This is a genomic window from Myxococcales bacterium (genome assembly GCA_022184915.1).
Lineage (GTDB): Bacteria > Myxococcota_A > Polyangia > Fen-1088 > Fen-1088 > JAGTJU01.
In genome coordinates this window covers 748,875-762,550 of record JAGTJU010000001.1, presented here as the reverse complement: position 1 = coordinate 762,550, position 13,676 = coordinate 748,875, and the positions used below count along the sequence as shown (strand labels likewise).

11 protein-coding genes are annotated in these 13,676 nt (G+C 66.3%); 4 read left to right on the top strand and 7 right to left on the bottom strand.

Annotated features, from left to right (window positions below):
* Positions 1-3: 3 nt before the first annotated feature.
* The gene (locus KA712_03190) at positions 4-1,197 is read right to left on the bottom strand and encodes a HupE/UreJ family protein (GenBank protein ID MCG5051942.1); all 1,194 of its coding nucleotides are present in this window, start codon (positions 1,195-1,197) and stop codon (positions 4-6) included.
* A 149-nt stretch (positions 1,198-1,346) separates the two neighbouring features.
* Between KA712_03190 and KA712_03185 the strand changes: the two genes are divergently transcribed.
* Together KA712_03185 and KA712_03180 are read left to right on the top strand one after the other, a co-directional pair.
* Positions 1,347-2,579, top strand: a complete 1,233-nt coding sequence (locus KA712_03185; protein MCG5051941.1) for a sigma-70 family RNA polymerase sigma factor — start codon at positions 1,347-1,349, stop codon at positions 2,577-2,579.
* A 57-nt stretch (positions 2,580-2,636) separates the two neighbouring features.
* On the top strand, positions 2,637-3,467 hold the full coding sequence (locus tag KA712_03180) for a hypothetical protein (GenBank protein ID MCG5051940.1): 831 nt from the start codon (positions 2,637-2,639) through the stop codon (positions 3,465-3,467).
* Between the two features lie 24 nt (positions 3,468-3,491).
* Here the strand turns inward: KA712_03180 and KA712_03175 are convergent, their stop codons facing one another.
* The 4 genes from KA712_03175 to KA712_03160 form a co-directional block, all read right to left on the bottom strand.
* Positions 3,492-4,955, bottom strand: coding sequence for a TrkH family potassium uptake protein (locus tag KA712_03175; GenBank protein ID MCG5051939.1), 1,464 nt, complete (start codon positions 4,953-4,955; stop codon positions 3,492-3,494).
* A 6-nt stretch (positions 4,956-4,961) separates the two neighbouring features.
* Positions 4,962-6,311, bottom strand: coding sequence for a Trk system potassium transporter TrkA (gene trkA / locus KA712_03170; protein ID MCG5051938.1), 1,350 nt, complete (start codon positions 6,309-6,311; stop codon positions 4,962-4,964).
* A 168-nt stretch (positions 6,312-6,479) separates the two neighbouring features.
* On the bottom strand, positions 6,480-8,243 hold the full coding sequence (locus tag KA712_03165; GenBank protein MCG5051937.1) for a cytochrome b N-terminal domain-containing protein: 1,764 nt from the start codon (positions 8,241-8,243) through the stop codon (positions 6,480-6,482).
* Entirely contained in the window at positions 8,240-8,785 is a 546-nt protein-coding gene (locus KA712_03160) for a ubiquinol-cytochrome c reductase iron-sulfur subunit (GenBank protein MCG5051936.1), read from the bottom strand. Before KA712_03160 ends, KA712_03165 begins: the two co-directional genes overlap by 4 nt.
* A 98-nt stretch (positions 8,786-8,883) precedes the next feature.
* Here KA712_03160 and KA712_03155 point away from each other — a divergent pair, with 98 nt between their 5' ends.
* Positions 8,884-9,135, top strand: a complete 252-nt coding sequence (locus tag KA712_03155) for a hypothetical protein (protein ID MCG5051935.1) — start codon at positions 8,884-8,886, stop codon at positions 9,133-9,135.
* 22 nt (positions 9,136-9,157) lie between these two features.
* Here KA712_03155 and KA712_03150 read toward each other — a convergent pair whose 3' ends face one another.
* The gene (locus KA712_03150) at positions 9,158-11,347 is read right to left on the bottom strand and encodes a bifunctional alpha,alpha-trehalose-phosphate synthase (UDP-forming)/trehalose-phosphatase (GenBank protein ID MCG5051934.1); all 2,190 of its coding nucleotides are present in this window, start codon (positions 11,345-11,347) and stop codon (positions 9,158-9,160) included.
* Positions 11,348-11,523: 176 nt separating this feature from the next.
* Between KA712_03150 and KA712_03145 the strand changes: the two genes are divergently transcribed.
* Positions 11,524-12,564: a hypothetical protein gene (locus KA712_03145; protein MCG5051933.1), complete on the top strand. Its 1,041-nt coding sequence runs from the start codon at positions 11,524-11,526 to the stop codon at positions 12,562-12,564.
* Positions 12,565-12,591: 27 nt separating this feature from the next.
* Here KA712_03145 and KA712_03140 read toward each other — a convergent pair whose 3' ends face one another.
* Positions 12,592-13,590 (bottom strand): hypothetical protein, encoded by a 999-nt coding sequence (locus KA712_03140; GenBank protein ID MCG5051932.1) that lies wholly within the window; start codon positions 13,588-13,590, stop codon positions 12,592-12,594.
* Positions 13,591-13,676: the final 86 nt, after the last annotated feature.

Below are 13,676 nucleotides of genomic sequence, written 5' to 3'. Positions count from 1 at the left end.
GCATCAAAGCCGCTGCATCAGCCACCAAAGCCCCGCCACCACCAGCGCCGCCGAGCCGAGCGGCAACAGGCCACGCTCGTAAAGCCGGGGCCGGCGATGAGCCAAGGTCACAAGGGCCGGGAGCACCACCGCCACCACCACCAGCTGCCCACTTTCCACCCCCACGTTGAACGCAACGAGGGCGGCCAGGAAACCCTCTCGCGGCAGGCCGACCTCCTGCAGCACGGACGCAAAGCCAAAGCCGTGGATGAGCCCAAAGGCGAAGGCCAACACCGCCCGGTGCCGGGGCAGCCGCGGCAGCAGGTTCTCGAGCCCCACGATCGCGACGGATAGCGCAATGATCGGCTCCACGAAGCGGGTGGGTACGAGCGGGGGCCACAGCGCGGCCACGACCAGCGTGAGCGAATGCGCCAGGGTAAACGCGGTGACGATCTTCGCCGTCGCGAGCAAAGCGCTCCGCAGGGGCATCACCACCGCGGGGCTGGCCCCCCGGCTGCGCGCCGCCAGCGCCGTCACCAGCAGCAGGCCCCCCAAAAAAGCCAGGTGGTCGTAGCCCGTGAAGATGTGCTCGACCCCCAAGATCCAGAAGCGAAAGACCTGCCCAGGTAGACGGCGCGCCGGCCCACTTTGCGCCACCCGCAGCTCCTGGTGATCGGCGCGAAACACCTCGGCCAGGGAGGATGCGCCCGCGAGGTTCACCTGAGCGAAGCCCGTGTGGAGCGGGTCCAGGTCGAAAAACAGCGTCTGCCTTAGCGTGAGCGGCCCTGGATCGGGACAGCGGAAAACGAAGCCCAAGATGACCTCCGTTGCCGCCTCTGTCTCCGCGGGCGCAAGCCGTGGGGCGTCTGCCGACACCATCGGACAACGCTTCGGCCCGGAAGACACGAACACCCGCGCGCGGACGTACGTGCGGGCGTCCGGGAGGAGGGGGGCGAGACGTTGCGCGATCTCCCGTTGCCCCCCCGCCTCGGGAAGGCCCAGCGGGGCGAGCAGGTCCACGGCGCGGACGCGCAGCCGCCAGCGGACGTCGGTTGAAGCGATGTCGATGGTCGAAAAGCTGGAGGTGCGGCTATGCGCCTGCACCGGGCGCACGCCCAGCAGCAATACCCAAAGGCCCAGCGCTGCCACCGCCGCGCGAACGCGGCGTGAACCACCTCGCGCCCCCGGCGCCAACCCGGTTCGGTCGTGAATCCTCATGAGGAAGGGCCGCATCCTAGATCATGCGCAGCACATGCGCCGGCCGCGGCAGCCCCGCGAGCTGCCATTACGCTAGAGGCACCTGGGCGGCCGCAGGAGACGAGCAAACGTTGTATACAACACATCGACTGACCCGCTCGGAGACTCGGATGGCCGACCGCAAGAGCCCCTCGCCCAAAGCCAGCGTGCCCCAGAGGAAGGGTGTGCGTTCTCCGGCCGCACAACCCCGGGGCCCGGGCCGTACCCCAAAGAACAGCACGACGGGCGCACTCGTGCGGGTCAAACCCAATCGAGCGCGAGACCAGAACGACGAGGACGAAGCGCGCGACGAGCTCGAGGCGCCCGTGGCCCCCGAGGTCCTGGTGGGCGACGTCGTGAGCGACGAGGACGATGAGACGCTGGCGTTGTCCGACGAAGACGACGAGGACAGCGCAACGGGCGAGGGAACCTTCGACGATCCGCTCTCCGAGTTCGAGTTGGTCGTGCCCGGCGAGCGTCCGGCGCCGCTCGCGCCCATTCGCGACCCGTTGCAACGTTTTCTCAGCGAAGCGCGCAGCTACCGACGCCTCACCGATGCGGAAGAGCGCGAGCTGGTGGCCGCGGCCCGTGGACAAGGCGACATCGGCGCCGCGCGCCGCCTCGTGGTCCACAACCTTCGCTTGGTGGTCACGATTGCGTATCAGTACCGCCGTGCGTGGACCAACATCCTGGACCTGTTCCAGGAAGGCAGCGTGGGCCTGATGGAGGCCGTCAGCCGCTGGGATCCCGAGCTCGGCACGCGCTTTGGTACCTACGCGGCCTACTGGATCCGCGCGTACATTCTGAAGTTCTTGATGACCAACGCCCGGCTCATCCACGTGGGCAACACGCGGGCGGGACGCAAGCTGTTCTTTCGCCTCGAAAAAGAGCGGGCCAAGCTCCGTGCGGCGGGCTTCGAGCCCACTCCGAAGCTGCTCGCAGCCAACCTGAACGTCGATGAAAAGGACGTGCTCGAGGTCTCTCAACACCTGGCGTCGCGCGAGGTTTCGCTCGAACCACGCCCCGACGACGAGGGGGTCTCGCTCTCCGAGCGCATCTCCTCGCCCGATCAAGCGTCGCCCGAGCAACAAACCTCACGCAACCTGCTGGCCGAGGGGGTGCGCCGCGCGATGGAGAGCTTCGCCGCCGCGCTCGACGACGAGCGGGAGCAGGCCGTGTGGTCCGAGCACCTCGCGGCCCCCGATGATCCCGTGCCGCTGTCCGAGCTGGGCGCGCGTTACGGCGTGTCGAAGCAGCGCATGGGGCAGATCGCGGATCGGCTGAAAAAGCGCTTTCGGGACACCCTGGTCGCGCAGCTCGGGCCGGAGATCCAGATGAGCTGGCAGCCTGGGCAAGACGAGTAGCCACGGTTGTCCACAGGCGTGCTAGGGCCCGCAGCGCCCCGCCGCTATCATGGGGGCGTGCCGCCAACGGACACCCCTTCGGATGCCGTTTTCCCCCACGCGGGCGGAAAACGGGGGCTTCGTCGCTGGCTGCTGTGTGCCACGCTCGCCCGCAGCGAGGCTCCGCGTTCGTGCTGGGGCGCGGGTGTGCTGTGGCTCAACTGGCAGCGGCGGGGCGACTTTCAGCATCTGGTGCGCGACACCCGTGAGAACGAGACCCGCTTGGGGTGGGCTCACGTGCAGGCCGATACGCTGGCCGCCCACGAAAGCCTCGTGGACGCCTTTTTTGCCACCCCCTGGCTGAGCTTCGATGCGTTCATCGCCGAGCCCAACTTCCCCGAGGACTCCGGGTCCGACGGCGCTACCCAGCGGCGCGCCTTCGAGGACTTCCTGCACGCCCAGATCGCAGAGCGGCTCCGCGCCGAGCCCGACGAGCCGCAGCCGGTACGGATCTGGCTCGACGCTCAGCACAGCGGCTACGAAAGCCGAAAACAGGCCACGACCGCGATGGAAGATCACGTGTTGCGCCCGGTGTTCGGGCGCCTGCGCCCCTGCGACAAGGCCATCCCTCATCGTCTCGAGCGCACGCAAGGGCTCGAGCTCGCCAACCTCTTGCTCGAGGCCCTGCGGGCGGCTTGGACCCGGACCACGCTCGGAGGCCCCCGTCGGGCCGTGCAGGCGCGCCTGGCAAACCACCTGGGTTGGGCGGATCTTTGCACCACCAGCCGTCCGGGCGAAACGAAGTTCAACGTGCGCCTGGGCGCGCCCCAAGAGCGGAGCCGGCGCGCCACCCAGCTTCCGCTCTTCGCCCTGCCCCCCTCCTCACGCCGTCCGGTGCTCTCACCCTGAGCGGCTCGTGCCGACGCGGGTGGCCTACCCCCGCCGCCAAAAGTGGGGAACGACCAACACCAGTACGGTGTAGATCTCCAGCCGACCGAGCAGCATGCCGAAGCTCAAGAGGTAAAGCCCGAGATCCGGCACGTCGGCAAACGGCTCTACCGCCCCCACGGTACCTAGCCCTGGGCCCACGGAGTTCATCGCCGAGATTGACGCCGTAAACCCGCTGACCAGGTCGAGGCCAAGCGCGGTCATGATGAGCCCTCCCGCGGTGATCGCCACGATGTAAAGCAGGTAAAAGCCCAAAATGCCCTCGGTGGTCTCGCGAGGCACGTCGCGATCCCCGATGTGCAGCGGGCGTACCAAGCGGGGGCGGATGAGCTTCTGCAGCTGCACGCCGGCGTGCTTCATGACGACGTAGAGCCTCACCACCTTCGAGCCGCCGGCCGTCGAGCCTGCGCAGCCCCCCACCAGCATCAAGATCACCAGCAAAGCCCGAGAAAAATCCGGCCACAGATCGAAGTCTCGCGTTCCAAAGCCCGTGGTGGTCATGACCGAAACGGTCTGAAAGGCCCCGTGGCGCAAAGAGCCCCCAAAGCTCTCGAAGCGCCCCTGCAAGTGCAGGTTCACCGTCACGAGCAGGATGCCGACCAACATGATGAGGGCGTAGAGGCGCACCTCCGGCGCCCGGAGCATCACGCGCACCTGGCCCCGGATGAACGCGCGGTACTGAAGCGTGAAGCTCAGGCCTGAAAGAAACATGAAGACCATCACGATGAGCTCGATCCACACGCTGTCGAACGCGGCAATGGAATCGTTGCGGGTCGAAAAGCCTCCCGTGGCGATGGTGGACATGGCATGCGTCACCGCATCGAAGGGCCCCATACCCGCTAGCCAGAGCAAAACCGCCTCCGTGCCCGTCACCAGCACATAGAGCCCCCACAGGCGCCGCGCCGTCGCCGCGATGCGGGGGGCAAGCTTGTCCGAGTCGATGCCACTCGACTCCGCGGCGAAGAGCTGCATGCCGCCCACCTGAAGTTCCGGCAGGATGGCCACCGACAACACGACGATGCCAATGCCGCCGATCCAGTGAGAAAAGGCGCGCTGGAACAACACGGACACGGGCAGCGCCTCGATGTCGCGTGCCACCGTGGCCCCCGTTGTGGTGTATCCGGACATCGACTCGAAGAACGCCCCGGCAAAGGTCTCGAACGCCCCCGTCAGCGCGAACGCCACGGCGGTGAGCAGGACCAGCAGCACCCAGCCCAACGTCACGGCCACGAAGCCCTCGCGGCGCCGCAGCGATTCAGCGGGGGCCCTTCGCGCTGCCGAGAGGCGGGAGATCCCCACCGCCCCCAGGGCCGCGGCCACGAGCGGCAGAGCAAACGCCCACCACACCTCGTCGCCGTAGAACCACGACACGACCAAAGGCACCAGCAAAGAAAAGCCGGCGAAGCCGAGCAAGCGGCTGGTGATTCTCAGGAGGACGCCGGCGCGCATGTGACGTCAGCCAAGGAGCTTTTCGACCGCCCCGATCGCATCCCTCACCGCCACCACCAGGACCTCGTCGCCGGGCTGAAGCTTCGTGTTGCCATCGGCGATCAGCACCTGGTCGCCGCGGCATACGGCGCCCAGAATGGCCCCCTGCGGGAAGTCCAGCTCGCGAAGGGGCTTATCGACGATCTCCTTGTTGCGTGGGTGTTCTGGAATCTTGAAGTCCATGATCTCCCCGTCGTGATCGCCCAGCATGTGCGAGCGCTGTACCTTGCCCCTGTGCACGAACTGCAAGATCGCATCGGCCACCGCCCGACGCGGGCTGATGAGCGCGTCGATGCCCATGTCGCGCCCCAACGGTTCATACGCGCGTTTGTCGCAGCGAACGATGATCTTCTTGGCGCCAAGATGCCGCGCCATCAGCCCCGCCACCAGGGCTTTTTCGTTGTCCTCGATCAACACCACCACGGCATCGGCGCGCTCTTCCAGCTGCTCGCGAAGCAGATCGGGATCGGTGCCGTCGCCCTGTAACACGATTGATTTGGCGAGGTTGCGGCTGACGAAGTCCGCCCGCTCGCGATCGAGCTCGATGATCGTGGGGAAGAGGTTGCGGCGCTCGAGTTCCTGCGCGAGATAAAACCCGATGTTGCCGCACCCGATGATGAGCACGTGGCGCACGTGGTGCCACGGCTTGCCCGATAGGATCAGGAACTCTTCGACGTTGCGAGGCACCGTGAGCACATACGCGCGTTCGCCTTGCTTGATGCGATCGTCGCCCCGCGGAATGCGGAGCCCGCCGCGGCCCGCCACGGCAGCGACCAGCGAGGGCGAGGGCATCACCTCCGAAAGCTGGGCGAGGCTCTCGTGGATGAACGGCGAGTCTTCGGCGAGCGGCAGCTCGATGAGCCGCAGGTTTTTTCCAAACAGATCCCAGAACTGCCCCGCGCCGTCGAAGTTGAGAAACTCCACGACCTGCTCCGCCACGGCCCGCTCGGGCCCCACGACCAACCCTATGCCCAGCTCGCGGGCGGTGAGGGAGCGGTCTCCGCCCAGGTAGCCCACTTCACGCACCCGGGCCACCGTGCGCGCCCGGCTCATCTTGGCAGCCGTCATGCAAGCCACCAAGTTGACCTCGTCGACCTGGGTCACCGCCAAGACCAGATCAGCCCTTTTTACACGCGCCTTCTCCAGGGTGCGGAAGTTCACCCCGCTGCCGTGGACCACGAGCGCGTCGAGCGACGACTCCAGTTCGCGCGCGAGCTTTTCGTCTTGCTCGACGATGGCCACGTCGTGCTGCTCTTCAACGAAGATGCGCGCCAGGTACTGGCCCACCTCGCCTGCGCCCACGATGACGATATACAAGTCCCGCCCTCTTCCGAAGGCTCGCGCCTCCGCCTTATCTATGCCACAGAAGCCCGCAGGCTTGGTGGCAAACCGACCCCGACGGTCGGCCACGACGTGGGGTCTTCCCGACGGCGGGCGCACACGCCTGGGGGGGCGTGAACGGCCCCCCCAGGCGCGGTGCTGCGTTCAGGGGGCTGCGGCCGGCACGCCCGAGGTCTTCCTCAGGCCCACGATGAACGCGGCCAGGTCACGGATCTGCTCCCCAGACAGTTTGCCCGCAAAACCCGGCATGTCGCTCTTTTCGCCGTACATGAGTTCGTGATCGGGGGCCTCGATGAGGCGCGCGACGTACTCCACCGTGCCGCGCTGGAACAGGTTGGGTCCACTGTTGCCAAGCTCCTTGTCGTCTTCTTCGATGTAGTGGCAGGAATCGCAGTCTTTTTCGCTGAAGAGCTCGGCCTCCTTGGCCTTGGCCACCACATCGGCTTTGACGTCGGGCGCGCCCGTCTCGGCGTAGACGAGCTCAGTGAGGAGGGCCAGCTCCTCTTCTGTGCCCTCGACCGGCTTCATGCCCTTGTCACCTTTTTTGGCCGGTCCCATGAACAGGGGGCCCTGCGGATCCTTCAGGAACGCGTTGATCCAGGCGCGCGAGTTGTAGTCGGCAAAGTCCGGCCCTTCGTCCCCCCCCTGGCCCGTAAGGCCGTGGCAACTGCCGCACTTTTCTTTGTACAAGGTCAAAACGGCGTACTGAGGATCGTTTTTGAACACGTCGATGCCTCCCGAGGGCAACACCCCGCGCGCGGCCAGGCGCCGGGCGCGCAGCCCTTCGGCTTCCACCTCGGCGCGGTGACGCTGGAAGCTCTCGTCCGCAGCGTCTTTGCGAAGCGACAGGGTGGTCAGAACCGACGTGGCGAAGAGCCCGAACATCACGGCGCCCATGACCACGGGGCGCTTGGCAGGCGACAGGTGCGGCGAACGATCGAGGAAGGGCAGACCGAACACCAGGGCGCCCACGATTCCCGGGATCACCATCGTGGCCACGATCTCGAGGGGACCCTCGAAGTACATGCGCAGCTGATAGAGCGGTAGGGCGTACCACTCGGGCCTGGCCATGTAATTACTGGCCGCATCGGCGGGCGGTTCCAGCGCGGCCCCTCCCTTGACGACGACGAAGCCGATCACCACCGCCAAGGCCGCAGCGAAGAGCAAAAGGTCACGAAGCGCTTGACCTGGAAAGTAGGGCTCGGTGCGCGCGACGATGGTGTGCGGGTCCATCCAGAAGGCCGGCGTGGGCCGGTGCCGGCGGGCCAAGTATACGTGCAGGCCCATGAGGCCCATGAGCAGCGCCGGCAGCACGAAGACGTGAGCGGCGTAAAAGTGCAGCACCGTATAGTTGCCGTACTGCGAGCCCCCCTGGACCAAGCGCTCGAGCAAAGGTCCCACCACCGGTGTGGTGCTGAGGATGCTGGTCTCCACCAGCTTGGCCCAGTAGCCCGCTTGATCCCAGGGCAAGCCATAGCCCGAAAGCGCAAAGCCAAGCAGCAAGAGCATGAGCGCAAGGCCCACGAGCCAGTTCACTTCGCGCGGCCGCTTGTAGGCGCCGAACAAAACGACCTGCAAGAGGTGAAGCCCCGCAAGCACGATGAGCGCGATCGAGCCAAAGCTGTGCACACCGCGCACGAACCAGCCCATGGTGAGCTCGTCCTGGATGAAGGCTGTGGAAGCCCAGGCGCTGGCGGCTGAAGGTGCGTAGTAGAACGCCAACAGCAAGCCGGTGAGGAACTCCACACCCACGAAGAACGCCGTGGCCATGCCCAACGTTCGCCAAAGGCTGGCGCCGCCGGGGATCGGCTCGTTCATCGCGCGGTGGAAGGCCGTGATGAGACCCGTGCGGTCGTCGATCCAGGCCTTGGCCTGCTCGAGCCGCGAGGGAGGAGGTAGCTGGATCACACTTCTTCCTTGTTCGACGTGCCCAGGCGAAACCGCCGGTAAGCCACCTTCAGCCGCCCGCCATCCTCGAGCTTGACGTCGAGTTCATCCATGCCCCGCGGGGATGGACCCGTCACGACCTTGCCTTGCAGATCGAAGAACGTGTCGTGGCAGGGGCAGATGAACTGCTGCTTGTCGGCTTCCCAATCGATGCCGCAGCCCAGGTGAGGACAGACCGTCGAGAAGGCCTTCACGGGGTCCCCGTCTTTCTCACGCACCAGCCAGCACGCACCCAACTTCACGTCGGGTGTCCGCATCCAGGCGTCGCGCAGCTCCCCGCGCACATCCACCATCACCGGCTGCCCGGGCTTTACCTGGGACGCCGAAGCGCCCACATCCAGAGGTTCTTTTCCGCCGTCGACCGTGTCTTTCCTCAAGGGGTGGGCCAAAAAGGCCAACCCCGGCAACGTGACCACAGCGCCAAGCAATCCGCCTAGCCAGCCGGTCACGGTGCGAAGAAAACCACGGCGTTCGTCGGCTTTGGCCGCCGCGTCGTACAACATTCGCTAAACATGCCGCGCGGCCCCCAAATCCGTCAACCGAAGCTTTTGCGGCTCGTGCGACACCCTGAACTCCGCCAGCGTTTGCTAAAGCCCCAGGTATGGCCGATTACGTCGAAGAGCGTGAGTTCACCTTGAGGTTACAGGTGCGGTGCACCTTCCCTGCGGAGTACGAAGGAGACGAAGACGGTTATCAGTGGGCGGCGACCCTGCCCAGCCTCACGGCCGAGGTGGTCCAGGCGGCGCTAAAGGCCCTCAAGAGCCACTCCGAATGGGCAATCCGGCCCGCGAACCGGGGTCGATCGGCCGAGGACGAGGTGACTTTGGTGCTCGAACGGGTGATGCAGGACTGAACCGGCGCGTTGCCCACTTAGTTCAGCGACTCCCTTCGGGCGCAAGCACACCCTTGAGAAACGCGCGCACGTCCTTGACGCCCGCCACCCGAAACTCGGCCCGGCTGGCCCCGGGTCCCACGTGCAGGGCCACGTGCCCGGGCGGCAGGGCCGCGAACATATCCTCATCCGTACGATCGTCACCGATCGCCACCAGCAACGCGCCCGGATGCGCTTCGGCCAGGGGGCCGACCACACGCCCTTTGTTCACGCCGTGCGGCCGGAGCTCCACGACTCTTTCTCCCGAAAGGATCTCGACGGGCGCGTTGGCGAAGCGCTCGAGCAGATGGAGCCGCAGCTCGTTGGCCTGACGCGCCCCGAAGTCGGGCTCGGCCATGCGGTAGTGCCAGGCCACACCGACGACCTTCTCCTCGACCAACGACCCGGGGGTGTGTGCGGCGAAGTCGCGCAGGATCTCGAGAGCGGGCTCCCGCCAATCGAGCACCCCCGTGATCAGGTTCTCCCGGCCCTCGCCGCCTACCGGTCGCGACCAGCTGCCGTGCTCGGCGTGAAGCGCAAGCGGCAAGGGCCCCAGCCAGCGCGCCAGGGTGGTGCGGTCGCGGCCACTCACCACGTTGACGAAGGTGTTGGGCCGCGCGGCCAGGCCCCGCAGCAGGGACAAGAGCTCCTCGTCGGGTTTGGCCAGGTCGGGGGTGGGCGCAAACGGCACGAGGGAGCCGTCGTAGTCGAGGAACAACACCAGCGACGACGCGTCCCGCACGCGGGCGAGCAGACGGGCGAGCTCGTCGGAGCGCGTGGGCTTGGTGGCGGGATGCAGATGAGCCTGGTTGCGCAGGGTCGAAACGAAGCGGTCGGCCCAGGCCTGTACGGAGGCCCCAAGCACGCGCTTGCGCAAGCCCACCATGCGGGTGTGGCGATCGTCCTTGGGCATCGTCAGGGCGCGGTACAGCACCTCGGCCGTGCCTTCGACGTCGTAGGGATTGATCGAGAGCGCCTCGGGCAGATCGCTCGAGGCCCCTGCGAACTCACTCAGCACGAGCACGCCGTCTTCGTCGTCACGCGCGGCCACGAACTCCTTGGCCACCAGATTCATACCGTCGCGGATGGGCGTCACCAACATGACGTCCGCGGCCTTGTAGAGCGCAAGGTTTTCCTCGAAGGGCAATCCACGCAGAATGTAGTTCACGGGCACCCAGTCGGGCGTGGCATAGGTGCCCAGGATGCGTCCCACGAGGCCTTCCACTTGAGAGCGAAACTCTTGGTACGCTTCGACGTTCGTCCGCGAGGCGGTCCCGCATTGCACCAGCTGGACTTTGCCATGCAGTTCGGGATGTCTTTGAAGCAACCGCTCGAACGCCAGCAGCCGCCGGGGGATGCCCTTGGTGTAGTCGAGCCGATCGAGTCCAAAGACGAGCTTGTTGCCGTCGCGTGCCCGCAGCTCTTCGGCGCGCGCGTTCACCTCGGGTTTGGCCGAGGCATTGCGGTAGCCTTCGACGTCGATGCCCATCGGAAACACACCCGTGTGCACCTGGCGGTGGCCCCATTGCAACGAGGTCACGTCCGACGTGGCGCCCAGGACCCGCAGCGCGGACGAGGTGAAGTGGCGGGCGTACGCGGCGGTGTGAAAGCCCACGAGATCCGCGCCAAGCAGGCCCTCGAGCAAGCGCTCACGGAACGGCAAAGTCCGAAACACTTCGGACGAGGGAAAGGGGATGTGCAGAAAGTAGCCGATCGTGGCGTCGGGCAAGCGCTCCCTCACCATCTGCGGCACGAGCATGAGGTGATAGTCGTGGACCCAGACGACGTCACCGGGCTGGTGGTTAGCCACGATGGCGTCGGCGAATCGCTGGTTCACGGTCTCGTAAAGGTCGAAGCCATCGAACTCGAGGGGCAACTTGCCCATGAGGTAGTGGAACAGAGGCCAGAGGATGCCGTTGCAGAAGTCCTCGTAGTAGCGGTGAATCTCGGCCTCGGCGAGGGGCACGGGCACGACCCGCAGCTCTTCGAAGCGGGGGCCAAGCTGCTGACGGTCAGCGTCGCTCAAGGCGTCGTCGGCCACGCCCGGCCAGCCGATCCAGCGCCCTCCCGAAGCTTCATGCACGCCCGAAAGGCCCGTGGCCAAACCGCCCGTGCTCCGGCTCACCTCGATTCCCTCTTCGCGCTTCGAGACGGAGATGGGCAACCGGTTCGAGACGATGAGCACGCGAGACATCCCTTTCGTATACAAATCACCGGGGGGGCTCGTAACCCTTGACAGGGCGTTTGTTTCTGCCGCTGCGCAGGAGAGCGGGTCGATGCCGCAGCGTGACGCCGATTGACTTCAGGGGCCGTCTTTTTTCATGTCACGATGAATCGTATCGGGCATTGCATGAGCTAAGATGTGTTTTCATGTGTGCTCAGCTCAGAAACGCGGTCTTTTGGGCAGTTGCCTTCGGGCTGGGAAGCGGGGGATGCGCCAGCCAGCCGCCGCTCGCGGGTCCGCCCCCGCGGCCCGAGCCTTCCGTGCCCGCCTCCGCTTCGCCGCACCCGCGGCCCCCCTTGCCAGCGATTGACCTCGCAGGCCCGGCGGGCCTTCGGAACTTGTGCGATGCGCTCCGCGCCGCTGACGACGTGGCGTTCAAGGGCAGTGACGAAGAGCAGGAACGGCAGAGGGACGCCTTCGAGGCGCGTCGGGACGAGGCGGAGCAAGCCCGCTACGTGGTCGAGCTTCCGTCGGCGGGTTTCGACCTTGCCGGCTACGCACCCGATGAGGGTCGCCTGCGTCTGTCCGATCGTCGCTTCTCAGTGGGGGACGACGCCTCGATCGACCGGCCCAGCCCTGACGAGCCGATCGACTTTCTGCTGAGCGCCCCGGCTGCGGACCGGCTTCTGCAACTTCACACCGAGGGGCAACTGGGTCTCCGCCTGGTGTTTCAGCCTCAGCCTTCTCAGATGCGGCCCAACGCCTGTCTACGACAAAGCGGCGGGCGCATCGTAAAGTTGGGCGCTCACATCCTTGCTGCCTACCTGGTCGGCAGCGTGGGGGCGCCGCTCGCTCGTTTCGAGACCGACGGGTTTGCCCAAGAGGTGGCCCGTCTGACGCCGGTCGTGAACCCCAAGGTGACGCTCGGCAAACCGTTGTCCATGGACGCCACCCCCGTGCCCCCGTCGCTGGAAGCGGCCCTCACGAAGCTCGAGGGACCCCTCCTCTCGTGTTACCGGAAGGCGCTGGCGCAGAGTCCGGTGACCCAGGGAACGGTGGTGATCACGGCCGCCCTGCTCCGCGACGGCCGCCTGCAGAGGGCCCACGTGGAGATGAGCACCACGAGGGATCAGGGCCTCATCGATTGCGCCTTGGCCGCCACCAGCGCGCGACTCGTAGAGAGCAGCCCCGGCCCTTGGCCTTCCGGGATCTCGCTGCCGGTGACGTTCGGCCCAGGGGCGGGGTGAAAACGAGAAGACCGCCCCGAGGCGCGGCTAATTCACCCAAAGATGCGCACCGTTTCGGATCCAGGTGCGAATCAACTCGACTTCCGCCTTCGTGAGCTCCGTCCCTTTGGAGAGAGAGGGCGGCCAGGGCATAAGGAACCCATGACAGCGAGGCACATCGCCATCCCTACCTCGGTCCACTGTGATCTGGGAAATGTCCTTTCCGATGTACTCAGCAGCCACCTGACGCAACTTCATGACGAGGTAACTGTTCTTCGGATCACCGGGACGTACGCGGATGTTGAGACCACCCTCTTTCGTCGTGAGCTTCGGCTCGACCTGCCGCACGTACTTGGTGCCGCAGGTCCGATCCAGAACCTTGTGGGCCGCAACTTTGTTGATGGCCGTGTCGGCGATGGCCTGCGCGCTCGACAGGTCCATACCCGGATCGCCCCCCTCCTCGTAGACGTCGGGGCAATCGTATTTGTCATCTGTGCCCGGGTTGATGGGCTTGTAGTTGGGACAGCGTGGCCCCGTGATGTGGCACCCGGAGAGCGCGCAGCTCTTCTTGAAGATGGGTTGCACCTTCAAATAGTCTGCGTCGAAGTTCTTCCCCTTTTTCGGATCCAGCTGCCCGCTGTCCTTCGGGCCCGGGCCCGAACCACCCTGGCCACTCGAGCCTGCAACCGCTCCGCCCGTACCGGCTCCTGCGGTTCCGCCGGCGCCGGCCTGGCCGCTCGCGCCCCCCTCCGCGCTGCTTCCGCCAGCGCCTGCCGTGGCGCCGCCTTGGCCTCCCTCGGCTTCGGCCCCGGCGGTCCCTCCCGCCGCCTGGCCGCCGCTTCCACCCTTGCCCCCGGAGCCGCCTTTACCCGCGCCCGCTTGTCCGCCTTCGCCGCCGCCCGTGCCCCCCGCTTCGCTCTCGCCTCCCATGGCGCCCATTTCGTCGTCGTCGTCGCCCTCGTCGTTGGTGGTGCCCTGGGCACACGCGACGTAAAGCCCCAGAGCGGCAACGCCAACGAACATCAGGCGTTGAGAGCGAAACAACATGCGTTCACGAACCATCCGAACCTCCAGGACGAAGCCGCCTTGGCCCCGCGGAAGCGAAAACCGAGACGAAACGTGACTCCTCCCCC

Coding starts and splice junctions, on each gene's coding strand:
- KA712_03190 (MCG5051942.1), bottom strand. CDS start 1,197: ATGAGGATTCACGACCGAACCGGGTTGGCGCCGGGGGCGCGAGGTGGT.
- KA712_03175 (MCG5051939.1), bottom strand. CDS start 4,955: ATGCGCGCCGGCGTCCTCCTGAGAATCACCAGCCGCTTGCTCGGCTTC.
- KA712_03185 (MCG5051941.1), top strand. CDS start 1,347: ATGGCCGACCGCAAGAGCCCCTCGCCCAAAGCCAGCGTGCCCCAGAGG.
- KA712_03155 (MCG5051935.1), top strand. CDS start 8,884: ATGGCCGATTACGTCGAAGAGCGTGAGTTCACCTTGAGGTTACAGGTG.
- KA712_03145 (MCG5051933.1), top strand. CDS start 11,524: ATGTGTGCTCAGCTCAGAAACGCGGTCTTTTGGGCAGTTGCCTTCGGG.
- KA712_03150 (MCG5051934.1), bottom strand. CDS start 11,347: ATGTCTCGCGTGCTCATCGTCTCGAACCGGTTGCCCATCTCCGTCTCG.
- KA712_03160 (MCG5051936.1), bottom strand. CDS start 8,785: ATGTTGTACGACGCGGCGGCCAAAGCCGACGAACGCCGTGGTTTTCTT.
- KA712_03140 (MCG5051932.1), bottom strand. CDS start 13,590: ATGTTGTTTCGCTCTCAACGCCTGATGTTCGTTGGCGTTGCCGCTCTG.